At 33.9% G+C, this 25,569-nt stretch carries 18 protein-coding genes; 11 read left to right on the top strand and 7 right to left on the bottom strand.

All coding sequences use genetic code 11. From position 1 onward, the window contains the following. The first annotated feature begins 52 nt into the window (after nt 1–52). From VB776_RS00850 to VB776_RS00840, 3 genes are all read left to right on the top strand, one after another. The gene (locus VB776_RS00850; protein ID WP_323325077.1) at nt 53–286 is read left to right on the top strand and encodes a hypothetical protein; all 234 of its coding nucleotides are present in this window, start codon (nt 53–55) and stop codon (nt 284–286) included. A gap of 14 nt (nt 287–300) precedes the next feature. Beyond that, nucleotides 301–3,009: a T9SS type A sorting domain-containing protein gene (locus VB776_RS00845; protein ID WP_323325075.1), complete on the top strand. Its 2,709-nt coding sequence runs from the start codon at nt 301–303 to the stop codon at nt 3,007–3,009. A 135-nt stretch (nt 3,010–3,144) separates the two neighbouring features. Beyond that, nucleotides 3,145–4,041, top strand: coding sequence for an Rpn family recombination-promoting nuclease/putative transposase (locus VB776_RS00840; protein WP_323325073.1), 897 nt, complete (start codon nt 3,145–3,147; stop codon nt 4,039–4,041). Nucleotides 4,042–4,105: 64 nt separating this feature from the next. On the opposite strand, the gene VB776_RS00835 is transcribed toward VB776_RS00840, so the two are convergent. Next, nucleotides 4,106–6,499 carry an alpha-L-rhamnosidase-related protein gene (locus tag VB776_RS00835; RefSeq protein ID WP_323325071.1) on the bottom strand — a complete coding sequence of 798 codons (2,394 nt, stop codon included), beginning with the start codon at nt 6,497–6,499 and terminating at the stop codon, nt 4,106–4,108. 211 nt (nt 6,500–6,710) lie between these two features. Here VB776_RS00835 and VB776_RS00830 point away from each other — a divergent pair, with 211 nt between their 5' ends. Together VB776_RS00830 and VB776_RS00825 are read left to right on the top strand one after the other, a co-directional pair. Continuing rightward, nucleotides 6,711–7,811, top strand: a complete 1,101-nt coding sequence (locus tag VB776_RS00830) for a Fic family protein (protein ID WP_323325069.1) — start codon at nt 6,711–6,713, stop codon at nt 7,809–7,811. 70 nt (nt 7,812–7,881) lie between these two features. After that, the gene (locus tag VB776_RS00825; protein WP_323325067.1) at nt 7,882–8,559 is read left to right on the top strand and encodes a uracil-DNA glycosylase family protein; all 678 of its coding nucleotides are present in this window, start codon (nt 7,882–7,884) and stop codon (nt 8,557–8,559) included. A gap of 72 nt (nt 8,560–8,631) precedes the next feature. Here the strand turns inward: VB776_RS00825 and VB776_RS00820 are convergent, their stop codons facing one another. Beyond that, nucleotides 8,632–9,936, bottom strand: a complete 1,305-nt coding sequence (locus VB776_RS00820) for an amidohydrolase family protein (RefSeq protein WP_323325065.1) — start codon at nt 9,934–9,936, stop codon at nt 8,632–8,634. Nucleotides 9,937–10,050: 114 nt separating this feature from the next. Then, nucleotides 10,051–13,119, bottom strand: coding sequence for an amidohydrolase family protein (locus tag VB776_RS00815; RefSeq protein ID WP_323325063.1), 3,069 nt, complete (start codon nt 13,117–13,119; stop codon nt 10,051–10,053). 308 nt (nt 13,120–13,427) lie between these two features. On the opposite strand from VB776_RS00815, the gene VB776_RS00810 reads away from it, so the two are divergent. The 4 genes from VB776_RS00810 (at nt 13,428) to VB776_RS00795 (ending at nt 19,313) form a co-directional block, all read left to right on the top strand. Next, the gene (locus VB776_RS00810; protein ID WP_323325061.1) at nt 13,428–14,009 is read left to right on the top strand and encodes an RNA polymerase sigma factor; all 582 of its coding nucleotides are present in this window, start codon (nt 13,428–13,430) and stop codon (nt 14,007–14,009) included. 206 nt (nt 14,010–14,215) lie between these two features. Beyond that, nucleotides 14,216–14,443, top strand: a complete 228-nt coding sequence (locus tag VB776_RS00805) for a hypothetical protein (protein ID WP_323325059.1) — start codon at nt 14,216–14,218, stop codon at nt 14,441–14,443. A gap of 34 nt (nt 14,444–14,477) precedes the next feature. Continuing rightward, entirely contained in the window at nt 14,478–17,558 is a 3,081-nt protein-coding gene (locus VB776_RS00800; protein ID WP_323325057.1) for a SusC/RagA family TonB-linked outer membrane protein, read from the top strand. A gap of 72 nt (nt 17,559–17,630) precedes the next feature. Then, nucleotides 17,631–19,313, top strand: a complete 1,683-nt coding sequence (locus VB776_RS00795) for a RagB/SusD family nutrient uptake outer membrane protein (protein ID WP_323325055.1) — start codon at nt 17,631–17,633, stop codon at nt 19,311–19,313. Between the two features lie 85 nt (nt 19,314–19,398). On the opposite strand, the gene nspC is transcribed toward VB776_RS00795, so the two are convergent. Together nspC and VB776_RS00785 are read right to left on the bottom strand one after the other, a co-directional pair. Further along, a complete protein-coding gene (gene nspC / locus VB776_RS00790) occupies nt 19,399–20,535 on the bottom strand; it encodes a carboxynorspermidine decarboxylase (protein WP_323325053.1) in 1,137 nt (378 codons plus the stop codon). A 147-nt stretch (nt 20,536–20,682) separates the two neighbouring features. Beyond that, nucleotides 20,683–21,897: a saccharopine dehydrogenase family protein gene (locus VB776_RS00785; RefSeq protein ID WP_323325051.1), complete on the bottom strand. Its 1,215-nt coding sequence runs from the start codon at nt 21,895–21,897 to the stop codon at nt 20,683–20,685. 312 nt (nt 21,898–22,209) lie between these two features. On the opposite strand from VB776_RS00785, the gene VB776_RS00780 reads away from it, so the two are divergent. Together VB776_RS00780 and VB776_RS00775 are read left to right on the top strand one after the other, a co-directional pair. Further along, nucleotides 22,210–23,391, top strand: coding sequence for a hypothetical protein (locus VB776_RS00780; RefSeq protein ID WP_323325049.1), 1,182 nt, complete (start codon nt 22,210–22,212; stop codon nt 23,389–23,391). 35 nt (nt 23,392–23,426) lie between these two features. Beyond that, nucleotides 23,427–24,356: an AEC family transporter gene (locus tag VB776_RS00775; protein ID WP_323325047.1), complete on the top strand. Its 930-nt coding sequence runs from the start codon at nt 23,427–23,429 to the stop codon at nt 24,354–24,356. On the opposite strand, the gene VB776_RS00770 is transcribed toward VB776_RS00775, so the two are convergent. Next, a complete protein-coding gene (locus VB776_RS00770; RefSeq protein WP_323325045.1) occupies nt 24,353–24,907 on the bottom strand; it encodes a C40 family peptidase in 555 nt (184 codons plus the stop codon). The two genes, VB776_RS00775 and VB776_RS00770, sit on opposite strands and share 4 nt — an antisense overlap. A gap of 18 nt (nt 24,908–24,925) precedes the next feature. Next, the gene (locus VB776_RS00765) at nt 24,926–25,453 is read right to left on the bottom strand and encodes a DinB family protein (RefSeq protein WP_323325043.1); all 528 of its coding nucleotides are present in this window, start codon (nt 25,451–25,453) and stop codon (nt 24,926–24,928) included. Nucleotides 25,454–25,569: the final 116 nt, after the last annotated feature.

Genomic DNA, 25,569 nt, shown 5'->3' with positions numbered 1-25,569 from the left:
TTTATACGGGAAATTGCGTGAAAAAGATAGGTTAACCTATCTCAGAGATAGGATGTCCTATCTTTTTCACGCAAAAAACCGCAAAAAAGATAGATTGACCTATCTCCGAGATAGCTCGTTCCATCAAAAAGATAGGTTTTACTATCTCGGAGATGGATTGGTGGATGTTTTAGATGGATTTGCTTGTCTTTTGGATGGAATGGTGGGTAGTTCTGTGATTTTTATTTTTGTTTTGCCAAGAGGTTTTTCCTTCAAGTTTATACCTTATTTTTGTGTATTAACTTAATCTATCATACATCGATGAATAAATTTTTACAAACACTTATTGTTTGCATCTACATGTCTTGCTTTTCTAATGATTCAAAAGCACAAGAATGGAAACATTACACATCTTATTCAAATACTACTTGTTCTTTGAACATGAAAGATTCTACTTCATGGGTTGGAACTAGAGGTGGGGTAATTCATTACGATAAGAATTACAAAATAATTGAAGCTTTTAATAATTCAAATGGTCTTGACAGCAATGTCGTATCTTTAGCACTTGATGTAAAGGATAGAATATGGGCAAGTGATGAACGGAAAACCTATGTTTTTGATGGGAAAGTATGGTTAGAGTCTAACAAAATTGGTTTAATGATAATTGCTGAAAAACCAATACTTTTTTATTCAAACAATAATGAAAAATGGATTAGCTATGACAGAGGTACAAAGTTTGTAAAAATTGGAAAGGACTCAGTTTATACCAGCTATGATTTGGGAAACAATGGATTAAAAAGGTTTACGAATATTCCTATTGCACAGGATAAATCAGGTAATATTTGGCTAATTGATGATTATAAACTATTACAATTTGATGGGAAGACATGGAAAAGCTACGATAACAATAATAGTTCTTTGCCATTTATTTATATTTATAAGAATAAGCTAATTGTTGATAAAGATAGCGGTATAGTCTTCAAAAATGGTGATCAAATAATAAAATTCTACCCTAAGACTAATGAAACAAGGAAACTTTTAGGTGGTCTTGATATTACTTTGGGTAATACGGCTGATGATAAAATCTTACTCGGCAACAATGGAAAAGTGTATGAATACTATAATGATAGACTTATATTTTTATTCGAATTAGATACCAAAGTTTACACATATATTATATCTCTTGAACAAAATATAAAGGGAAATATATTAATTAACTATCAGATTGCAGAAGCGTCTTTTTCTGATTATAATTATGAGTATAAAAATATTTATTATGATGGAAAAACACTTATTCCATTAGAACAACCAGAAATGAGTTTGACTTCAAATTTCATCCCAATCATTGGCACTGATGCATTAAATAATATTTGGATTGGTCCTTATGGAGGAGAGAAAGTTGTTAGAATGAATGAAACTAAAAAGGAAACATTAGTATTACCATTCTCTGCGAGTGAGTTTTGTCAAGGTGAAGGGAATGATTTTTGGCTTGGTTCTCAAAATCGAATATTGCAATGTAAGCAGGATAGTGGTTTACAAGTGAAGGAGTATAATTTAGGGTATGCTTTTAAGCAAATCGTAATGGATAGCAAAAAACAAATTTGGGTAAGTATATACATTTATGGTAAATTAAAAACACTCGCATGGTTTAAAGATGAAGTTTGGAATTGGTTTAGTATAAACGAAAATATTAAAACAATTTTACCTAAAGCAGGAGGAGGGGTTTGGGTACTTACAGATAATGGTCTGGGAGTATTTGATGGAGTCGCATTTAAAAAAATTAATGCGCCAAATCTACCTAAACGAATATATAGCATATATGTTGACCCCTCATTCAACCTTTGGGTTCTTGAATACAATCAATTGGGTAGTACTGCAAATATTTTTAAGTACAACGGAGTTGATTTTGAGAAAATAATATTTCCCAGTGACTTCAAAGTAAAAAATTACTACAACTTCATTATCGATTCTAAAGGGAATTTTTGGAGTTTTAATGATGAATCTAGTTCAGGAAGTGAAATCCAAAAGTTTGAACCTAACAACCAAAATAAGATTACGACCTACAATAAATCTAATACACCAAATTTACCATATAGTATTGTAACGATGAGTGAGTCAAAAGATGGAAAGATTTGGTTTGGTACTTTTAAGGCTGGAGTTTTTTCTTTAACAACCAATTGTAACGAATCCATTCCTTTAAAGATTAAGCCACAATCAAAGGCGAATCCAGTTTTAGAAACACAGTCAACATCATTAGAAGTTAATGTAAACAATGCTACGAATTATCAATGGGAAGTAAGTAAAGATAAAGGAAGTAACTGGACGGGTATTACGAATTTTGATTCTACTTATTCTGGTCAAAGAACTTATACTTTGGCAATTAATTCAGTTAACAAAGCACAAAATGGATATTCTTATCGTTGCCAAATATCAAGCCAATGCAACACTGCTACCTCAGATACGATTATCCTAACAGTAAAACAATGTCCTGAAATACAAATTATACAACAACCTAATAACCAATCAACGTTGGAAAAGAGCGGTGTTCAGTTTGTTGTTAGGTCATCCAATACATCAACTTATCAATGGGAAGTAAGTACTGATTCTGCTTTGACTTGGAAGCAGATTTCAAGCCAAGATACTCTTTACAGTGGACAGCAGACTAATACTTTGAGTATAAAATCTACCAATATTTCACAGAATTCAAATTCATACAGATGTTTGCTTAAAAATGAGTGTTTCCAGATTTATTCATTACCCGCATCATTAGAAGTCATAACAATTTTAGGAAATGAAGCATTGATAGAAAAGAGTTTTATTGCTTATCCTAATCCTGCCTATGATAATTTGCAAGTCAAAGTTCCTGTTAAACCCTTTAAACTAACTTTATTGAGTGATAAAGGCTCAGTAATTAAACAAGTAGAAAATCAAGATATTATATCGGTGAAGGATATTCATAATGGTATTTATATCTTACTGTTGGAGACTGATAAAGGAAAGCAAAGTTTAAAAATTGCTGTTTTGAAGTAAACCCTAATCAATTAGCACAAGCTTTTAGCGTAAGTACTAAATAATATTTTGAGTTTTATATGATTGATTTTTATGAATAAAGATTTAATCTATCAGTTTTCCGAAAATTGTATCTTTGTTTAAAATTATAGACAAATGGCAGAGTTTGTAGAGAAATATATCAATCCTTTTACCGATTATGGTTTTAAGAAATTGTTTGGCGAAGAGTTGAACAAGGATTTGTTATTGGATTTTCTGAACGAATTATTAAAAGAAGAACAAGGGCAAATTAAGGAATTAACATATCTAAAAACAGAGCATCTTGGTCTAACAGAACTAGATAGAAAAGCAATTTTTGATTTGTATTGTGAAAATGAACGTGGCGAGAAATTTATTGTAGAGCTACAGAAATCGAAGCAGAATTTCTTTAAAGATAGAACAGTCTATTACTCAACTTTTCCCATCAGAGAGCAAGCTAAAAGAGCAGATTGGAATTATGAATTAAAAGCAGTTTATACCATCGCAATTCTTGACTTTGTATTTGAAGCAGATAAAAATGAACCTGATAAATTTAGGTACGATGTAAAGTTGAAGGACATAGAAACTAATAAAATATTCTATGATAAGTTGACTTTTATCTACTTAGAAATGCCAAAGTTCAAAAAAACGATAGATGAATTAGAAACGAGATTTGATAAATGGTTATATGTTATCAGTAACCTTAATAAATTAGATAGAATCCCCGAAAGTTTACGAGAACAAATCTTTGAAAAAGTATTTGAAACAGCTGAAATAGCTAAATTCACACCTGCTCAAGTATTATCTTATGAAGATAGTTTGAAGTATTACAGAGATTTAAAGAACTCTTTAGATACAGCGAGAGAAGAAGGTGAAATGGAAGGGGAAATAAAAGGAATCATCAAAGGAAAGATAGAGGGGAAAATTGAAGGAAAGATAGAAGTTGCCCAAAACATGCTTGCTATGGGAATGTCTGTCGAGATGATTATTCAAATAACTGGTCTTTCAGAAGAGGAGATTAACCGTTTGGTATAGCTTATACTGTGACAACTTTTTAAAAGTTGCCACAGTATCTCAAAAAGTTGACAAAACTAAAAAATTAATCTACATCTACATTTTGCAAACCGCCTTTCAAGGCAATACTTTTACCATTCCAAACAAATCTTCCTGAAAGGTTAGAAGGGAGGTTTACTTCTCCAGAAATACCTGTTTTACCTTTACGTTTTAGCTTAACTGTGATTTCTCCTGATGGGTGTGGTACCTTTCCTGATACGTTTTCTAAATCCGCTAAAGCTGGTTGAATGCGTACTTCTTCAAAGCCCGGTGCATCTGGCATAATCCCACAAATCGTCGATAAAAAATCATAATTGGGAGATGCTGACCAAGCGTGACAATCTGAACGAGTTGGGTCTGTTTGTTCTGCAAAAGTACTTAAACCGATATTTAACATATCTCGCCAAGGTGTTAAAGTACTGTAATATAAATTGGCATTTCCTGCTTTTTTTAAAGCTTGCGTTAGATAGAAACGGAAGTAAAAAGTAGCTTGAGTCAGACTTTGGTCTTTCAAAATTTTATCCATAATTGCTTTTTCATTGGCTCTTGGCACGGCATTAGCAAGTATGGCGAAAATATTGGCATGCTGACTAAATGCCTTTTTTTCGGGTGTGTCGGCTACTTCATTTTTACTTTCATCCCAACATTGTTCGTAGCTTGATTTTGAGATTAAATCTGCCAGAGTACGGTAATAAATAGCTTTGTCTTTGTCTCCATAAGTTTCAAAAATAGCGGCAGCTTGTCGCAAAGTATAAGCGTATTGGAAACTAATAATTGATGAATTTCCATCTGTAGCTCCATCTGGAACACCGCCGATGTCTGATATTGGATTCCATTTCCAAGGCTTTGCCCAATCCACAAACGACCACCATCTCATTGCACCCAACATATTTTTTTGTGGATCAATTTTTCTTTCGTACCAACCTAATACTTTTTCTATATTCGGTAGAAGCGATTTAACAAAAGCATCATCTTTGCGGTGCATCCAATAATCGTAAGTCATAGAAACCCAAAACAAAGAGAACGTAGGAATGATTTGAGGCGTATTGCAAGGATAACGACTTTGTGTTAAACCTTCTGAAGTCATTGAATTATCATAATCTGTCAATGCTTTACGCATCAAACGGTCGTCGCCCGAAACATATAATGAAATTAATGCCTGAATTCTGGTATCGCCAGTATATTGTAATTGTTCGTAATAAGGGCAATCGAAATAACTTTCGCCAGCACATAAACGAGCCGTTTGCCAGCCTACTTTCCAAATATTTTGTAAACTTGGGTCATTACTTGTGAAATTACCTTTTTCTTCAAAAGGATAACCCGTTTTGATACCATAAAAATCATTGATTGTTAAAGCTTGTTCTTTGGTTTCAATCGTGATTTCTATGTAGCGATAAGTTCTAAACCAAAGCGGTCTGAAACTTTTTTTGGCTTGTCCATCTGGACGGAATATATCTTGAATGCCAATAATATGTTTTCCTTCAATTTCATTTCTGTTGCCTCTTACCCATTTATCATCAATCAACGCTTCGGCATAAGTAAAGTTAATTTTTGAATCTTTTCCTCCGCTGACAATTATTTCTGGATAAGCCACCGTTTCAAAAGTTTGGTCTAATAAAATAGTAGTTTTACTATTAGCAGGAATGGTTAAAGTACCTTTCCCTTTCAACCAATTATCATTGATTGTTAATGTTTTAGAACTTTCATATCTTCTAATACTATTAATATTTTGGTGAATCTCCTCCATTTGCGGAATACTCCTTGGTACTAAATACCATTCTGCTCCAGAACCTGTACCAGTAATATAACCATGTCCTAAAGTACGTGCATTTGTCCACTGACTATCATCAAATGATGGTTTTTCCCAGTTGGTAGGAAATTTATCTGCTTCTACTTCTTCGCCACAACCAACAACAATATAGGTACGAAGCTTTCTGCCATCCACTGGTATAGGTTTATAAGCTTGATTTTGAAATACTTTCCATGTTTGGTTGGTATTTACAACGCTTTCCAGTTCCGTATTTCCTTGTACAATAAAGCCTGTTTTATTACTTATCTGTGCAGCAGGCATATATTCTCCAAAATTCCAAACGACGGCAGCAATGGTATTTTTACCTTGATTGAGGTATTGGGCAATGTCAAAAGTTTCAAAATTCCAGTGCATTAAATCACTTCGGGCCGGACCCGTTCCGATGAAATGTCCATTCACGAAAAGTCTATAACGATTATCACCAGATACATTGATGATAAACTGAGCAGGTTTTTGAGCTAATTCAAAATTTTTTCGGAAATGGAATACTCCAAAATCTTTCAGATTGACATTTTGTGGAGCAATCCAGTCGGCTTGCCAACGCTGTGTTAAAACCTTTTGACTGGCTTTTTGTGCTGAAAGGGAGATGGAAAAAAGTAATGAAAAGAGTAAAGCTTGAAGTACTTTCATTTTCGTTTGTGTTGATTATGGATATTCAAACGAAAATACAATTTTTGAAGAAGAATGTTTGCCTGTTCTTACCTGTTAAGGAATAAATAGCGAAAATCCTTGATTGTCAAAAGATAAATAATTTTACAAGTATTGCTATGAGCGATAAAAAAAGCTTTTATAACTCATGAAATGTAGTATTTTTGAGTTATAAAAGTAAAACTTATCGCTCATGCGTTGGATTTGGCAAGATAAAAATTGGGCTAATTTTGAATATGACCCATCAAAGCTACTCATTTATGAGTTGGAGTTTGAACGTAACACTGGTAAAATATGGGGAGCTATTCAGCATATTGAAGCCGAAGGATTAGAAAATTTAAAAGTAGAAATTCTATCGCAAGAAGCTGTTTCTACCTCAAGTATTGAGGGGGAAATTCTTAGTAGAGAATCTGTACAAAGCTCTATTAGAAAGCATTTAGGTTTGAAAACAGATTTTCGACAAGTTCCACCAAATGCTGCTGGCGTAGCCGAAATGATGGTGGATTTGTATGTGAATTATGATAAAACGCTCAACCATGAAATGCTTTTTAAATGGCATAAAATGTTAATGAATGGGCGACGTGATATAGAAACTATTGGTAGCTATCGGACACATGAAGAACCGATGCAAATTATATCAGGGAATTTGTCTGCTCCACGAGTGTTTTATGAAGCACCGCCTTCTGGACAAGTAAAGGCTGAAATGGATACATTTTTGAATTGGTATCAGGAGAATTTAACTAATAATCAAAAAGTTTCAACCTTTATTTTTGCAGGGATTACACATTTATATTTTGAAATAATTCACCCTTTTGAAGATGGAAATGGACGTATCGGCAGAGCTTTAGTAGCTAAAGCGATTTCGCAACGAATAGGAAAACCAGCACTTACTTCGTTTGCAAAAGTAATCGACTCACAAAAAAAAGCCTATTACCAAGCGATACAATCCTGCAATCATCAATTGAACATAGACGCTTATTTAACATATTTTGCAGAATTGACTTTGCAAGCACAAGATTATACCATACGAATGGTTAGTTTTTTAATTTTTAAGACAAAGTTTTTTAATCAGTACAAAGACTTATTGAATGAAAGACAAAGCAAAGTTATACTAAGAATGTTTGAAGCAGGAGTAGAAGGATTCAAAGGAGGCTTGAGTGCTGGTAATTATAAAACGATTTCAGGGGCATCTAACGCAACTGTTACTCGTGATTTACAAGAATTAGTAAATATAACTGCATTAACTAAAACTGGAACGTTGAAAAGCACACGATATTGGTTGAATCAACAATGATGATTATTTACAGGATATACTTATACAAACTTACATAAAAACTAATTTACTTAAATTAATATAATACAACATGAATGAATTTGAAGAAGCATTATTAGAATGGTCAAAAAATACTGTTGATTATTTACACACAGTTGTAACAAATCCTGAAAATAAGGAATTAGACTTATCATTTTATGCATTTCAAACAGCCCCGAAGTATAAACCTAATGTAATTTTCTTAGGAATTAACCCTGGAGGAAAAGCATACCCTTATGAAAGTCTTTACAAAAATCCTATTTGGAATTTGATAGAACATAATAGAATGACTCCCGAACGATTTATACAAGCTAATCCTGATATAGAAAAATTAGAAACATGGAAAGTCTGGATAAAACTCAAAAGATTTTTTGAAAAGTACGAGTTTTTCAATGATTATATGTTGATGAATCTCATTTATTTCAATACGCCAAATATTCATGATTTATTACGTAGAAAAAATGGGTCAGCAATTTTTAAAAAGAATGTTGAGCTAACCAAAGATTTATTGATTAATGTTATTCAACCTAAAATTATCATTTGTCTTGGTACAAGCTGTTTCGATAGATTAAATATAAAGTCGCAAGTGATACTTAAAGGAAAAAAGCGTTTAGTAGTTAAAGGTGAGCTAAACGGAATAAAAGTGTTTGGTATTCCACATCCGAGTGGTTCATTTACTTCAAATGAAGATAAAGATAGAATAGGTAATACTATTTTTGAAAATATTTAATATGTATCTTCTAAAAATAAAGAAAGCCTCAACTCATTTTAGAGAAGAGGCTTTCTTTATTTTTAATGAAATCTACTTTGTGCCATATTTCTCAGTATATTTTTTATACAAACGTTTTTGTTTGTCGTCTAAATCTACTTTGCGACCTTGGATAAATGCTTGTTCTACTTTCGCAGTACGCATATCCAATACATCGCCAGCAGAAACTATCAAAGTTGCATGTTTGCCTACTTCTAAAGTACCTACATATTTATCAATACCTAAGATTTTTGCATTGTTGGCAGTGATTAATTTTAGAGCATCTTCTTTATCCATTCCGTGACCAGCAACAGTTCCCGCTACGAAAGGTAAATTACGAGTTCTCCAGTTTAAGCCGATATAAGCTAAGCCAACTAAAACACCTTTTTGCTGTAATAATTGTGGCAATTTATAAGGTAAATCAGTATCGTCATCCACTTTGTTTGGCAAACGGTGCGTTGTTCCGACGATAACTGGAACGTTGTTTTCTTTCAAGAAATCAGCCGCTAATAATGATTCTTCACCACCGATAATTACGATTTTCTTTACTCCTTTAGCTTTAGCAAATTGAACTGCTTCAATGATTTCTTTTCCATAATCAGCAGAAATGTAAAGATTTTTTGAACCATCAAAAAGTCCTTTCATCGCTTCCAATTTCACATTAATAACCGCTGGTTTTTTTACTTGAGCGTATGCAATGGCATCATCAAAAGTTTTGTCGATTTCTCTTAATAATTCATCTCTTTTATCATTTCTTTTTGTCGTTGCAGTGAAAGAAGCAAAATCAAATTCACGTTTGAAATAGCCAATCCAATTGATATGAACACCATCGTCTTTTTTCAAGACTGCATCTTCCCAGTTCCAACCATCCAATTGCATAATTGATGACATTCCAGTAATAATATCACCTTGTGGAGTAGCTTGTGTCAACAAAATACCATTACTTCTTACTGTTGGAATCAATTCTGAATCTGTATTATAAGCAATCAAAGCACGAACGTGTGGGTTGAATGGTCCAATTTCAGCTTGGTCGTCCGTTGCACGAACAGCTTCAATTTCAACCATTCCTAATTGGTTAGCAGGTGAAATTAAACCTGGATAAACACTTTTTCCAGCTACGTCAATTACTTCTGTATTCGATTTATTAAAAGTCGTATTAGCATCGCCAACGGCAGTAATAATTCCTTTATCAAAAACGATTACTCCGTTTTGAATTACTTTTCCTGAGGCTGTATGAATCGTAGCACCCGTCAAAGCTATGGCTTTTGTTTGGGGAGAACCTGCGGCTTGGTTTTGGGCAAATATTGTATTCGCCAGCAATAGGAATACAAGGCTATATATGTATTTTATGTTTTTCATTGTATGTTCTTTTGAAAAAATGTTTTAATTCAGTCTATGAGTTCATGAGTTTAAAGTTGATGAGTAAATGTAATGCTGTAAATCACTCATTCGCTATTCACTCAATCACAACTATTAATCATGGTCATGACCTTCAGATTGAGATACACCAGTTTCTTTATAAGCACCAGTTTCCTCAGTTAAGTCACCTTCAGAATTACAAACGAATAATCTTGGTCTTCTAACTTCTGGTTTTACCGTAGCAGCTCCGCCCGCTTTAGCATTCAACATTTTTTGAGTAATGCGATTACGTTCAGCAGCAATTTTTAAACGTAATTCTTTGTCTTTCTCAAGGTCGAAATAAGTAGCACCGTCTATAATTACTTTCTCAGGTTTAGCGTAAACAGAAAGTGGATTATTATTCCATAACACTACGTCTGCATCTTTACCAACTTTGATACTTCCTAAACGATTATCTAAATGCAACATTTTTGCTGGATTCAAAGTAACCATTTTCCAAGCTTGTTCTTCAGTCATACCGCCATACATTACTGTTTTGGCAGCTTCTTGGTTCAAACGACGAGCCATTTCTGCATCATCAGAGTTGATAGAAGTATTCACCCCAACTTTCGTCATCAAAGCAGCATTGAAAGGAATCGCTTCTTTTACTTCCATTTTATAAGCCCACCAGTCAGAGAAAGTAGAAGCATTTGCACCGTGAGCTTTCATTTTATCAGCTACTTTATAACCTTCCAAAATGTGTGTGAAAGTATTTACTTTAAAGCCTAATGAATCGGCAACTTTCAATAACATATTAATTTCAGATTGAACATAAGAGTGACAAGTGATAAATCTTTTCTTGTTCAAAATTTCTACTAAAGCATCTAATTCTAAATCACGTTTTACTGGTGCTAATGCAGGATTTGCTGCCGCTGCTTTTGTTGCTTTTTCGTATTCTTTTGCTCTCAAGAAAGCATCCATCATAATTTGCTCAACACCCATTCTAGTTTGTGGGAAACGAATTCTAGCACGGTCGCCCCAGTTAGCTTGTTTTACGTTTTCGCCTAAAGCAAATTTTATAAAACCATCTGCATTTGGAATTTTCAAAGCATCTGGTGCTTCGCCCCATTTCAATTTGATGATGGCTGATTGTCCACCAATTGAGTTTGCAGAACCGTGTAATAATTGAGAAGAAGTAACACCACCTGCTAATTGACGATAAATGTTAATGTCTTCTGAATTCACAACATCTTCCATTCTTACTTCAGAAGTAACAGATTGTGTTCCTTCATTGACAGACAATAAAGCAATGTGCGAATGTTCGTCAAAAATACCGTTTGTTAAGTGTTTTCCAGTTCCGTCGATTACTTTTGCACCGCTTTCCGAAAGATTTTTACCTACTTTCGCAATTTTACCATTTTGTAAAAGCACGTCTGTATTTGCGATGATTCCTTCTTTTTCGTTTGTCCAAACTGTAGCATTTTTTACTAGAATTGTTTCAACTTTTGGTTTTTCTTCAGTTCCATAGCTAGTGAATGGATATGATAATTTTCCAATTTCTGGAATAGCTTTTTTCGCAGTGTCAACTTTTGCTGGCGTTTCTTTCATCGCTTCTTTGAAAGTTGCCGTAAAAACAACCGCTTGTCCATTAGCATCTAAACCATCACCTTTAAAATTCTTTCCATCGAAATAAGTACTGATACGAGTATCTCCTTTGTCTTTTTTAGGATCTAATTTGAAGCTCAAAGTGAAATTTTCACCAACTCTAGTCACTTTAGGACTTACTTTGATAGAATCTGTAACAACGATTTGGAAATCAGGTTTTTCAACTTTTCCAGTTACATTCAATTTTAAACCAGCTTTACTTCCTAATGTCAAATCATAATTTGCACGAACATCAACAACGTTCATGTTTGAAATTACATAACGTTTCCCTTTTACCCAGTTTTCATAAATTACGTTTCCATCTTTGAAAAGATTATCAGAAGTAATCAAGAAATTCGCTAACATTCCTACTTTTAATGAACCTACTAAATTATCAACTTCCATCAATTGTGCTGGCGTAGAAGTAATCGCTGCTAAAGCAATTTTTTCATCTAAACCATATTCAATCGCTTTACGAAGGTTCGCCATAAAATCAGCTTTAGATTTTAAGTTTGAAGTCGTAAAAACAAAACTCACACCTGCTTTTGATAATAAAGAAGCATTTGCTGGAGCCATTTCCCAATGTTTCATTTCCGCTAAAGAAACCACCGAAGCATCGTAAGGGTCTTCAACATCTGGTGTAGTCGGGAAATTCAATGGTAAAATTAAAGTTGCACCAGTTGCTTTTACTTCATCAAGACGTTGATACTCATCGCCCATGCCTTTGATGATGTATTGAACGCCAAATTCTTTAGCGATTTTGTTAGCACGAAGAATTCCTAATTTATCACCCACTTCAAATACTTGTGGAATGCCCTGATTAGCATTAAAAGCATCTAAAGAAATATTAAACTCAACTTTGTTTTTTGATTTTTTGAACCAATCTGCATCATAATAAGTCTGGCGAATTAATGCCACAGAACCCATCATTGAATTTGGATAGTCTTGTGTTGAAGTTCCTTTCGAGAAAGAGTAATGAGCTGAAACTTTACTTTTCAATAAAGCATCTTGGTCACGACCATCACTCAAAGCCAATAAAGTAGAAGTACCTCTCACTATTCCGTCTTGAACGTGGCTAATCGCAGCACCAAATCCAGCTTTACGGAATTCATCAGCAGCAGTTGGGTTGATTGTAAAAAGATTTGCTGCATCTACTTCTGGTAAAACAGCTTGGTTCCAGTTATAAGCTCCTTTTTTCTTAGATTCAAATTGTGGGTCAGCTCTGAAACCTCTTCCACCTTCACTTTTATTTTCAGGTAAACCATAATTTGAATAAGCTTCTACTAAAGAAGGATAAATTCTTTTTCCTTTTAAATCAGTAACGGTAGTTCCTATAGGAATGCTGATGCCTTTGCCAACTGCTTCAATAACTGAACCACGAATTAATAATGTTGCACCTTCAAGCGTAGTGTTTGCATCTACAACAATTGTTGCATTGGTGAAAGCGTAAAGATTAGGCCTTTCGTCCTGCACGCCATTGCGAGGGGAGAATTGCGTTTGCGCATGAACTATTGACCCCAACAGCAATATGTTAATGAGGGTAATAAAAAGTTTTTTCATGTTTTGTTGATTTTTGTGAGTGTGATAAAAATAATAAGGTCTAAAAATAGAGTCAAAATTAGAAATATCCTATTTCACTTTTATTTTTTCGCTCAAAGAAGCCATTGTGATGCTTAGTGGTTTACAAAAGTGATAATTCATCAAGAGATTCTTTCAGAAATTAACTGATTAGTACTCTTTTTTAAAAAAGTTTTGCTGTAAACGTTTCCGTAAACGTTTACGGAAAAATATTCAAAAAAAACCTTGAAAAGTGATATTTATTTGATATATCTTTAAGAGAAAATTATACAGATACTCTTATTTTATCTATGATAACTACAAAAAAAATAATCGACGAGGTTGCATTATGGAATGAATTTAGAGCAGGAGACCATGCTGCTTTTTCTTCAATTTATCATAACTATGTTAGTTTATTGTACAATTACAGTACAAGTATTACCGCAGATAGAGAATTGATCAAAGATTGCTTGCACGACTTATTTGTAGAATTGTGGAAAAATCATCGGAATTTAGGTGAAACAACTTCTATTCGTTATTACTTGATGGCTTCTATCAAAAGAAAATTGGTACGTCATTTAGAAACTCAACAACGCCATTTCCAGCATCAAGAGGCATATTATCTTGAAAATCCTGATTTTATTACTTCGCATGAAAACCGTTTGGTTGCTTTTGAAGAGGAACAGACTTTTAGTGATACTTTGGCGGAGTCATTCAAGTATTTGACAAAACGTCAGCGTGAAGCAATTTCACTGAAGTTTTTTCATGATATGGATACTGACCAGATTTCTACTAAGATGAGTATTAACCCGCAATCGGTTTATAACCTTATTTTTGGAGCATTAAAAATTTTAAAAGAACACATTTCCGTAGAAAGACTCACAATCGCATGATATAAATTTACTTTTTGTATTCAGAGCCAAAATCGCCCGATTTTGGCTCTTTTTTTTGTCAAAATATTAGATTAGTACATTTTTTAAAAAATATATTAATAAATGAGTAGAAACTGTATTTAGCCAGTCTTTTACTGATAGTACAAGTTTTACTTAAAATATTTATAAAATTGTTTGAGCAACGATTCACAAAGTACAAAGATTTTATGTCTGAAGATTTTATGTCAGACAGTTGCTTTATTGAATGGGTACAATCAGAAAATCAGCTAGTCGAAAATAATTTTTGGCAAGCATTTTTGAAAAAATATCCTGAAAAGCAAGAAGAAATCGAAATAGCAAAATTTATTCTAAACAGCCATGAAAAGAATATTTTGCCTGAAAATGAAGTAGAATCGCTCTGGAGCCGTATCAATTTAACCATTTCAATAATTTAACTATCACAATTAAATCAATCAAAAACACATGGGTATGAAATCTCTACTTAAATTAAAAAGTAATGTAGGTTGGGCAATTTGTTTATTGCTTTTATCTATTACATTCACGGGTTATGGTCAGGATCGATCAGTAACTGGTAAAATCACTTCTGCCGACGACGGGCAAGGCATTCCGGGTGTTACGGTTGCTGTAAAAGGAACAAACAGGGGAACTACTACAGATGCCAATGGTAGCTACAAAATTGCAGTAGGTTCAAATTCAACTTTGATTTTCTCTGCAATCGGTTTCAATGCTCAAGAAGTAGCAGTAAGTAATCGTTCAATTATTGATATTAAACTTTCTACCGACATTAAATCAATTGATGAAGTGGTAGTAGTTGGTTATGGTACGCAAAAGAAAAGCCAATTGACAGGTGCTATTTCGCAAGTGTCTGCCAAACAAATTGCTGAAATGCCAATTACCAACTTAGGGCAGGCATTACAAGGAAGAACTGCTGGGGTTGACGTTTCGCAATCAGGTTCAAAACCGGGAACAACACCAAAAATTTTGATTCGTGGTCGTCGTTCATTCAACGCTGGGAATGACCCTTTGTATGTAGTAGATGGTATTCCGTTATCTGCTGGTTATGAAGATATGAACCCAAATGATGTGCAGTCGATGGAAGTACTTAAAGATGCTACTGCTACAGCAATCTATGGTGCTAGAGGTGCTAATGGTGTAGTGTTGATAACAACCAAAAGAGGTGGAGTAAAAGGCAAAACAACCGTAACGTATGATATGTATGTTGGTCAGTCGGAAGCTTTAAACAAAATGACGCTTTTCAACGGTCCTGAATTTGCTGAATATGTAAGAGAAGCCTACCGTGCTACAGGTATTTATAAAAATGCGGCAGGAGCAATCGTTCCAACTGGTCAATCAGACCCAGTTGCTGATTCAAAAATTGCTGTATTAGGTGGAGACCCTAACGTAGTAGAAGGTTTAGCACAAGGAAGAAGTACAGACTATCAAGATTTAATTCTTAAAAAAGGTTTCCAACAAAACCATACAATTGGTATTCAAGGTGGTAATGATAAAACGCAATTTTATATTTCTGCGGGTTACTTCTTGGATAAAGGGATTACAGAAGGCTTAGATTATACTAGAACAACCTTACGTGCTAACATTGACCATGAAATTAATAAATGGGTGAAAGTAGGTTTATCATCTTACATGATGTTTAGTGATAGAAATGGTGAAAACTTAAACCCTTACAGTTTTACAATTCAACAAAACCCATTAGGTGCTGCTTATAAAGCTGATGGAAGTATCAACTTTACTCCTACAAATGATGCTTTATTGACTAACCCATTGGCTGAAATTGTTCCTGGAGCTCAAGTAGATAATACCAAAAAGTACAGAATTTTCAACAGTATTTATACTGAAGTGAAAATCATGGATGGTTTGAAATATCGTGTTAACTTTGGTCCAGATTTTACATTATCACGTTGGGGCAGATTCATTGGTGCACAAACTAATGCTAGAAAAGGTGGTGATGCACAAGCAAGTAACGAAAACCGTTTTGGATTTAACTGGACGCTTGAGAATATTTTGAACTATACAAAATCGTACGGTAAACATAATTTGAATGTTACTTTACTTCAATCTATTCAAAAAGATCGTTTTGAAATTTATGGTGCTAACGTACAAGGAGTTCCTGCTGAGACACAACAATTCTATAACTTAGGTAATGCAAGTACAGTAGTAGGTGTGGGTAGTAGTTTAGTTGATTGGACTATTAATTCTTATATGGGTCGTATCAATTATGATTACAATGATAAATATTTAGTGACTGTTACTATGCGTCGTGATGGTTCTAGCCGTTTTGGTTTGAACTCTAAATATGGTAATTTCCCAGGAGTAGCTTTAGGATGGAATATGAGCAATGAGGATTTCATGAAAGATATTCAATGGTTAGATTTATTGAAAGTAAGAGCTGGTTATGGTGCAGTAGGTAACCAAGGGGTGTCTCCATATCAAACACAAGGTTTGCTAAGCAGAACCTCTTATGCTTGGGACAATTCAGGTGCTTTCGGGTATCGTCCAAGTACAATTGGTAACCCAGATTTAAGATGGGAAAGTTCAGCTACTACAAACATTGGTTTTGATTTTAGTTTCTGGAAAGGTAAAGTACAAGGTTCTTTGGAATTATATCAAACTAACACAACCGATTTATTATTATCTGACCAATTACCTGGTTCAATCGGTTTTGGTGCTGTAACACGTAACGTTGGTGAAACTAGAAACAGAGGTATTGAATTGGGAATTACTACAGTAAATGTTAATACTGGAAGTGGTTTCAAATGGACGACAGATTTCCAATTTACTAGAAATAAAGAAGCAATCGTTTCACTTTATAACGGAGCTGTAGATGATATTGGTAACAAATGGTTCATCGGTCAACCATTAAACTCATTCTTTGACTATAAAAAAGCTGGTATCTGGCAAGTAAGCGAAGCAGAACAAGCGGCTAAATACTATCCTGGTGACAAAGGAAATGCTTTGGGTGCAGGTGTTGGTCAAATCAAAGTACAAGACACTGATGGAAATGGTGTAATTAATGCTTCAGATAGAGTATTATTAGGTTCTGATGTACCAGATTTTTCAGCAGGTTTAACTAACCGTTTTACGTATAAGAATTTCGACTTGTCGTTCTTCTTCTTTGGTCGCTTCGGACAAATGATTGTAAGTGGTTTCCACCAAAACAACAATGCTTTGGCTGGTCGTTACCAACAAATCAAAGTAGATTACTGGACTCCAAACAACCCAGGTGCTGAATATCCTCGTCCATTTAGCACACAAGAGTTCCCTCAATATAACACTACTTTAATGTATTTCGACGGTTCATTTATCAAGTTAAGAAACATCAACTTTGGTTATACTTTTAAAGATGGCGTTGCGAAGAAATTAGGTATGGAATCATTGAGACTTTTCTCTAGTATTCAACAACCATTTATTTGGTCGAAATTTATTTCGAAATACAATGGTGTTGACCCAGAAACATCTGGAACTTCAGTAAACAATGGTATTACACCAGCAACAAAAGTGTTTACTGTAGGTATCAACGCTAAATTTTAAGCAAAAAGATGAGGCACTTAAGTGCCTAGAAACTGTAGCTAAAAAAGTATTAAACATTAAATGAAAAAAAAGATGAATATCAAATATAAAATATTTAAACATGCAAGAATCTTAGGTATTGCCACTTTAATGCTAACTGGGCAATCGTGTTCTGATTTATTGGATGAAAAAGTGATTTCAGGTATTGGTAACGATTATATCAATACTCCTAAAGGTTTTGAAGATGCAGTAAGTGCAGCTTATTCAACACTCAGATATTATTATGGTACACAGCAAGGATTAACCATGACTGAGTACGGTACTGATATTTACGCAACTGGTGCTGATGGTGGTTATAAAGGTTTCCACTTTTATGATACACAACTTAACCCAACGGTTGACTATTTAGCAAATACTTGGGATGAACTTTATCGTGGAGTTAATACTTGCAATGCCATTATTGGAAGAGCACCTGCTGCAACAGTAACTGATGCGATTAAAAAAGTAAGAGTAGCAGAAGCTAAGTTTTTGAGAGGACATTATTATTTTATTTTGTTCCAACAATGGGGTGGTGTTGACTTAAGATTGACTGAAACTTTGAGTCCGACTAAAACTACAAAAAGAGCAACAGAGGCTGAAATGTATAGTGCTATTATTAAAGATTTAACGGAAGCAATTGCAGATTTACCAAATTCGTCAACGCAGTACGGAAGAGCGACCAAGCCTGCTGCTGAAATGGCATTAGCCAAAGTTTATTTAGCGAAAGCATATTCTGCACAAAAAGCTGCGGACGATTTTTCTAAAGCTGCTACTTTGTGTACTAGCGTAATAAATAACTACGGGTTCAAATTGTTAGATGATTTTGCAAGTGTATTTGATGAAAACAATCAGAAAAATTCTGAAATCGTTTTTGCTGTACAATATACTTCAGATCTTTTAACAAACTTAACAAATAATACAGGTTCAGTAAATGGTGGAAACAACCTACATTTATTTTACGGTATGCAGTATGACGTACAAGCAGGTATGCAACGTGACATCGTAAATGGTCGTCCATTTAAGCGTTTACGCCCTACTACTTATTGTACAGATGTTGTGTTTGGTGAAAGAGTAAACGATTCACGTTATAAGAAAACTTTCAAAGATACTTGGTATTCGAATAAACCGGGAACGTACAATACTGCATTTGATGATTCGAAAACGAGTGTAACTTTTGCATCAGGTGATACGGCGATTTTTATTCCAGGTTATGAAATGTCTAAAGCAGATAGAGCTAAGAAGAAATACCAAGTGTTAGTGCCAAGTAAATACTCTGAAGCATTATTCCCAACTTTACGTAAGTTTTTTGATACAAAACGTCCAGATATGACTTATGAATCTGGTAGCCGTGATTACTTCGTTTTCAGATTAGCAGATACTTATTTGATGTTGGCTGAAGCTCAATTAGGAGCAGGTAATAAACAAGCTGCCACTGATGCAATCAATATGGTACGTCGTCGTGCTGCATGGCCTGGTAAACAAAGTGCTATGGAAGTAACATCTAATGATATGACTTTTGATTTGGTTGTAGAAGAAAGAGCAAGAGAATTAGTAGGCGAGCAAACTCGTTGGATGGATTTGAAACGTTGGGGTAATCTAGTTGAGCGTGTTCAAAAATACAATCCACAAGCAGCGGCAAACGTGAAAGCTTCAAACTTGGTTCGTCCAATTCCTCAAACACAAATTGACCGTTCAGAGGGAGGAAATACAGGTTTTTCTCAGAATCCTGGCTATTAATTTTTGAATTGAATCTACGTAAAAAAACCTGATGTGAAAGCATCAGGTTTTTTTATTGATTTCAGTAGCTGAAAGTTCAATACTTTTAACTTAATCTGTCTTTAAAGCTTTCATAACCAAATGACTTTACCAAATCAAAAGTATCATCTTCTCTCCAAATGCCAATTGAAGGTAAATTTACACCATTAAAAGTTGTCGTCTTTACCATCGTATAATGAATCATATCATCAAAAACGATTGAATCGCCAATTTTTAGAGGTTCATCAAATGAGTAATCCCCATAAAAATCACCTGCTAAACAAGTCATTCCACCAAAACGATAAGTATGTTTTTCAGCTACTGGTTCTTGATGCGCACCCAAAATTTTTGGTTTATAAGGCATTTCTAAAGTGTCTGGCATGTGTGCAGCAAAACTTACATCCAAAATTGCCACATTAATTCCTTGTGAATCAAGAATGTCAAGGACTGTTGAAGTTAAATAACCTGTTCTCCAACCCACCGCAGAGCCAGGCTCTAAAATAATCTTCAGATTCGGGAATCTACTTTTCAATCCTTTTAATACTGAAATTAAATGTTCAGGTTCGTAGTCAGCACGAGTAATTAAATGCCCTCCACCTAAATTCAACCATTTTGCTTGTTTTAATAAGTCGCCAAAACGTTCTTCAATCGCTTTCAAAGTACGTTCTAAAGTATAAGAATCGTTTTCACACAATGTATGTGAATGTAAACCTTCAATACCTTCGGGTAAAGTATCACCTAATTGGTTACGTGTAATTCCCAAACGTGAACCCGCAATACAAGGATTGTACATATCTGTTTCTACTTCAGAATATTGAGGGTTGATACGAAGTCCACAACTAATACCGTTTGCGATTGATTTTTCTTTGAACTTTTCAAATTGATTCAAAGAGTTAAAAGAAATATGTGAAGAGTAGGATAGTAACTCATCAAATTCTTTTTCTAAATAAGCAGGCGAATATACATGTGCTTTAGATCCCATTTCTTCAAAGGCCAATCGGGCTTCGTGTAAAGAACTTGCCGTAGCTCCTGCCAAATATTGACGAACCATTGGAAAAGTAGAGAACATCGAAAAGCCTTTCAATGCACAGATGATTTCGATGCCAGCTTGTTGTTGAACGTATTGTAAGAGTTCTAAGTTTTTTCGTAATAATCTATCTTCGAGTACATAACACGGAGAAGGAATTTGTGAGAAATCAATCATATTAAATTGAAATTGATTATCAGGAAAGTAGTTTACTTGCCGTTGATTGTATAATTCTTAATTATTAAAATTGCCCGCATTTTTCAACACGGGCAATGGATTTTATCATTTTGATGTAATTATTATTTCTTCAAAAAATGAGTATTATTAATACTCGTGCGGAAGTGTTCCGTTGATTTCTTCATTCCAAGATAAACCATGAATATTCAACATTGCCATGAATGGATCTGGGTTCAATTCTTCACAATTCCAAACGCCTGGTTTCATCCATTCGCCTGTTATCATCATCATTGCTCCAATCATTGCAGGTACACCAGTTGTATAACTTACGCCTTGTGCTTGTACTTCTTTCCAACAATCTTGGTGTTTACAGTTGTTCCAAACATAATATGTTTTTTCTACACCATTTTTGATACCTTTGATTTGGCAGCCAATTGACGTTTCTCCAGTATAGTTTTCACCCAAAGAACCTGGTTCTGGAAGTACCGCTTTCAAGAATTCTAATGGAACAATATCAATTCCTTGGAATTTAATTGGAGTAATTGAAGTCATTCCAACATTTTCCAATACTTGTAAATGTGTAATATATTGTTGACCGAAAGTCATCCAGAATCTTGCACGCTTCAAAGTAGGGAAGTTTTTCACCAAGGATTCTAATTCTTCGTGATATAATACATAAGATTCTTTAGGGCCAATTCCTGGATATTCAATTGGTTTGTGGATTGACATAGCATCAATTTCTACCCATTCACCATTTTCCCAATAACGTCCTTTCTGAGTAATCTCACGAATGTTAATTTCAGGGTTAAAGTTAGTCGCAAAAGCTTTTCCGTGGTCGCCAGCATTACAGTCGATGATGTCCAAATAGTGCATTTCATCGAAATGGTGCTTATTGGCATAAGCTGTATAAACTTGTGTAACACCTGGATCAAATCCACAACCTAATAAAGCCATTAAACCTGCTTCTTTAAAGCGCTCTTGATAAGCCCATTGCCAAGAATATTCAAACTTAGCAACATCTTTAGGTTCATAATTAGCAGTATCCATGTAATGTACTCCTGTTTCTAAACAAGCATCCATGATGGTTAAATCTTGATATGGAAGAGCCACATTGATAACCATAAATGGTTTTACTTGCTTAATCAAAGCAACCAATTCTGGAACATTGTCAGCATCTACTTGTGCAGTTTCTACTTTGGTTGGTAAACCTATTTTAGCACATTCTTCAGCAATAGCATCACACTTACGTTTTGTACGGCTTGCTAAAACTACTTCAGAAAATACTTCTGGATTCATGGCACATTTCTTCACTACTACATTTCCTACGCCACCTGCACCAATAATTAAAACTTTCTTACCCATTATTTTTGATGTTATCTGTTAGATGTTATTCGTAAATACGTTAATGTACTCACGCCAAACAAGAATATATCTGCAAAATTAGTTAAAGCTGAGAAATTATGGGAGATATATAGATTAAATTTGTGGTGAGTTATTGCAATTGTATGAATTGTCTTTCAACATTTAAATGTTAATGTTTGACAAAATGAGTAGTTTTTAACTTAAAAAGTTTATTTTTGTTAAGTATAGCCTATGTCAGTATTAAAAGTTTTGTACGTGTAAGTTTTCATTTTCTTGATTTTTATCATTAAAAATTTTAACCTCCTCTACAATATGCTTCCAAATATTAGCCTCCTCTTTACTAAATTCAATTATTTTGTCATCAAGTATTTGCAAAATAAGTATTGGTACGTCGTCATTTGCCTACTGATTTTTCTCATCTTTTCTTTTATATATTTTCCAGAAATTATCAGGAAAAGAGTGCATGACGATTGGACAGTTATTGACATTTCAGTGCAAGAATTTGTTAATAATAAAATTGAAAAACCTTTACAACCTACTTTGAATTTTCCTCCTGAAGATCATTTTAGAAAGCGAGATCTCAGAATTACGCCATATTTGTTGGCAAATGTATTTAGCTTAAATTCCCTTCGATTATTTTATCTTCAGATTTTATTACTCCCAGTTTTTATCTGGTTTTCAATCAAAATAATTAACCGAGTCACAAAGAATGCTGCTGTTAGTTTTTGGGGAACTATTGCATTACTGTTTTCTTATGTCGGAAATTCGTTTAATTACGATACGCTTTTTTACGATTCTTACGCCTATCTTGGTTTATTGATTGCACTGTACTTTTACAAAAGTCCAGCAAGTATTTTATTTTTATTAGCAAGCTATTTTGTTGATGAAAGAAGTATTGCTCCCTCTTTAATTATTCCCTTATTTGCTGGATTAACCAATTTTCCTTTACAGAAAACTGCACAAGATTTTAAAACCACGTTTCGGAAATTCATTACCGAGAATAAATCATTTTGGATGGTTTGTATTAGTGTGTTGATTTATGTTTTTATTAGAATCTTGTTTTACAAGAATTATCATTTAAATACTCCCATTGGAAAAGATAGTGGTGTCTCATTAGGATTAGGTTTTATTCATGGGGCAAAAATTCCTTTTGCCATTTTTTCTTCATTAAAGTTGAATATATTACTGATTCTAGCAGCGTCTTTTTACTTAATCAAAAAGAAATATTATTTTGTAGCTTTGTGGTTTATTGGAATTTTTATTACTTGTTTTTTAGTAAGTACAGCTGTTGAAGATGTTACAAGAAGTTTGGCTTATGCTTTTTTACTTGTTTTTGTGGTGTATTTAATGGTTGGACAAATCGAAGAGAAAGCAAGTAGGTTTATTTATTTCATTGCTTTTGTTAATATTTTAACACCAACTTATTCATTATTATTGAGTTTATATAAAATAGAAGCTTTTAGTTGGTTTGTTCATTTTTCTCAGAAATATTAATTCACTAAATACGCTTTATTTTCTTTCTTATTTCCATGAATCAAACCAATACTGTTTTTATTACTGCGTTAAGTATCATTTTGGTCGGATATTTTTTGAAACGCCAAAATATTGTTTCTGAAAAAGAAGGAAAAATTGTTTCTAAATTATTAATGCACACTACTTTTCCAGCGTTGATGTTTTTAACGATGAAACGTGTGCATTTTGAATTTAACCTCTTATTACTGCCAGTTATTTCTTTTTGCTTTTCATTGCTTACGATGTTTACTGCTGCTAAATTATTCAAGAATCAAACGCAGAAAATGAAAGCAATTTTGATTATGGGAAGTGGTGGTTTTAACCTTGGTCTTTTTGCTTATCCATTGATTGAAGGTATTTGGGGACAAGCTGGAATGGTGTATGCTGCCATGTTTGATTTTGGAAATTCTTTTGCAGTTTTTGGCTTAGTTTATGGTACGGGAGTATTTATGTCGGATAAAAATGAAGGCATAAGTATTTCACAAAACGCTAAAAAAGCCATCTTAAAAATATTTACTTTATTGCCTTTTCAAGCCATACTTTTGGGCGTTTTTGTAAACTTAGCCAAAATAGAAATTCCCACAATTGTGATTGATGTAATAGACGTGATTGCAAGAGGAAATAAAGTAATTGTATTATTAATCATGGGAATTTATTTGAATATTTCTACTTCTGGAGAAATCCTGAAAAAGGTTTCTAAAGTACTTTTGATTCGTTATTTCTGGGGTTTTTTGTTAGGTTTTCTTTTCTTTTACTTTCTCCCAGTTGAGCAATTGTACAGAAACGTTTTATTAATTGTCTTGATAATTCCTGTTGGAATGACAATTTTACCTTTCTCTGATGAACTAAATTATGATACCAAAATTGCAGGAATGTTGGTAAACGTTTCGATGCTGATAAGCTTCGCAATGATGTGGGCTTTGGTAATTGGTTTGAATTTGGCTTAGAACGGTCTGCTTGCTTTAGCGAAACAACCCATCCAATATTTGCTGTAAAGATTGTCTTCTCTGATTCCTTTTGAAGAGGAGGCATGAATAAACATTACTTCTGTTTTACTCCTTAATTCTGTGATTAATCCAGCATGATTGATGTTGCTTACATTTCCTTTATTGGTTACGAAAAATACCCAATCACCTGGACGAAGATCATCAATTGAGATTTCTTTGCCAAAATCTGATTGCTGATATGAAATTCTTGGGATTTTAAAACCTAGTTGATTGTAAACACAAAAAAGTAAACCTGAACAATCCATTCCATTTCTATCTGTGCCACCTGCTCTGTAAGGAACACCTGTGTAGCTTCTTGCTGCTGAAATTAAACTATTGATTGTTTTAGCATTGTAAGTTTTAGAAGTATTTGTTGTGGGAGCTGATTTTGGACGAGTAACAACAACATTATTATCTTCTTTTTTACGAAATAATTTACAAGAATCTAACAATAGGACTACACTAATGAGTACAGAAAAACGATAAAAAGTATTCAAATGGTTTTGTTTCATAAGGAATCAATAAAATTATTAAAGTTGGATTGTTCCATTTTGTGCATTTTTCAAAATTCTAACAGTAACATAAAGCTGACCAGTGTGACGTTGAGTATGTTCTGCTGCATGAAAAAGTAAGCCTAAAACATTGGTTGGAATTCTTTTGCGTCCAATTCCTCTTGCTTCCAATAATGTTTTCTCATCAGTGTTTTTTAACTGTGTGAGAGCTTTGTTTACTTGATTGTTAAAACGTGTAAGTAATGATTTTACGTTTATATTATATTGATTTTTTACAGATTCTAATTGTAAAAGTTCCAATTGTTCTTCGCTCAATAACTGGTCGTTGGCATAAGTAAAAAGTCTGTCTAACACACCCGCCAAGTGTTGCAAATGAAAAGCCACAGAAGCACAACCCGCAGGAGATTCCCAAAGTAATTCTTCTGGAAAATCAATCATCATTAGATTTACTTCTTCACGAGCCTGCAAAATAGCATGAGCTACAGGTTGTAATAATGGAGCCAATCCAGCAATTGGTCCACGCATCCACACTTCTAAGTTGTTCATTTTTTATTTGACTTTTTTAAAGAGTAGTAAGAAGCAAGACATAAGAAGCAAGATAGATGTAAAATTAGTAGAGAAAATAGTTTTAGTCATTTTATCAATTTTTTCTTGCTTCTTAT

The organism is Arcicella gelida (assembly GCF_034931025.1).
GTDB classification, from domain to species: domain Bacteria; phylum Bacteroidota; class Bacteroidia; order Cytophagales; family Spirosomataceae; genus Arcicella; species Arcicella gelida.
This window is presented reverse-complemented; position numbering and strand designations above follow the sequence as displayed.

Bases quoted from the DNA above. Each gene is read 5' to 3' on its own strand.
- VB776_RS00850 (WP_323325077.1), top strand. From the start codon at position 53: ATGTCCTATCTTTTTCACGCAAAAAACCGCAAAAAAGATAGATTGACC.
- VB776_RS00845 (WP_323325075.1), top strand. From the start codon at position 301: ATGAATAAATTTTTACAAACACTTATTGTTTGCATCTACATGTCTTGC.
- VB776_RS00840 (WP_323325073.1), top strand. From the start codon at position 3,145: ATGGCAGAGTTTGTAGAGAAATATATCAATCCTTTTACCGATTATGGT.
- VB776_RS00835 (WP_323325071.1), bottom strand. From the start codon at position 6,499: ATGAAAGTACTTCAAGCTTTACTCTTTTCATTACTTTTTTCCATCTCC.
- VB776_RS00830 (WP_323325069.1), top strand. From the start codon at position 6,711: ATGCGTTGGATTTGGCAAGATAAAAATTGGGCTAATTTTGAATATGAC.
- VB776_RS00825 (WP_323325067.1), top strand. From the start codon at position 7,882: ATGAATGAATTTGAAGAAGCATTATTAGAATGGTCAAAAAATACTGTT.
- VB776_RS00820 (WP_323325065.1), bottom strand. From the start codon at position 9,936: ATGAAAAACATAAAATACATATATAGCCTTGTATTCCTATTGCTGGCG.
- VB776_RS00815 (WP_323325063.1), bottom strand. From the start codon at position 13,119: ATGAAAAAACTTTTTATTACCCTCATTAACATATTGCTGTTGGGGTCA.
- VB776_RS00810 (WP_323325061.1), top strand. From the start codon at position 13,428: ATGATAACTACAAAAAAAATAATCGACGAGGTTGCATTATGGAATGAA.
- VB776_RS00805 (WP_323325059.1), top strand. From the start codon at position 14,216: ATGTCTGAAGATTTTATGTCAGACAGTTGCTTTATTGAATGGGTACAA.
- VB776_RS00800 (WP_323325057.1), top strand. From the start codon at position 14,478: ATGAAATCTCTACTTAAATTAAAAAGTAATGTAGGTTGGGCAATTTGT.
- VB776_RS00795 (WP_323325055.1), top strand. From the start codon at position 17,631: ATGAATATCAAATATAAAATATTTAAACATGCAAGAATCTTAGGTATT.
- nspC (WP_323325053.1), bottom strand. From the start codon at position 20,535: ATGATTGATTTCTCACAAATTCCTTCTCCGTGTTATGTACTCGAAGAT.
- VB776_RS00785 (WP_323325051.1), bottom strand. From the start codon at position 21,897: ATGGGTAAGAAAGTTTTAATTATTGGTGCAGGTGGCGTAGGAAATGTA.
- VB776_RS00780 (WP_323325049.1), top strand. From the start codon at position 22,210: ATGCTTCCAAATATTAGCCTCCTCTTTACTAAATTCAATTATTTTGTC.
- VB776_RS00775 (WP_323325047.1), top strand. From the start codon at position 23,427: ATGAATCAAACCAATACTGTTTTTATTACTGCGTTAAGTATCATTTTG.
- VB776_RS00770 (WP_323325045.1), bottom strand. From the start codon at position 24,907: ATGAAACAAAACCATTTGAATACTTTTTATCGTTTTTCTGTACTCATT.
- VB776_RS00765 (WP_323325043.1), bottom strand. From the start codon at position 25,453: ATGAACAACTTAGAAGTGTGGATGCGTGGACCAATTGCTGGATTGGCT.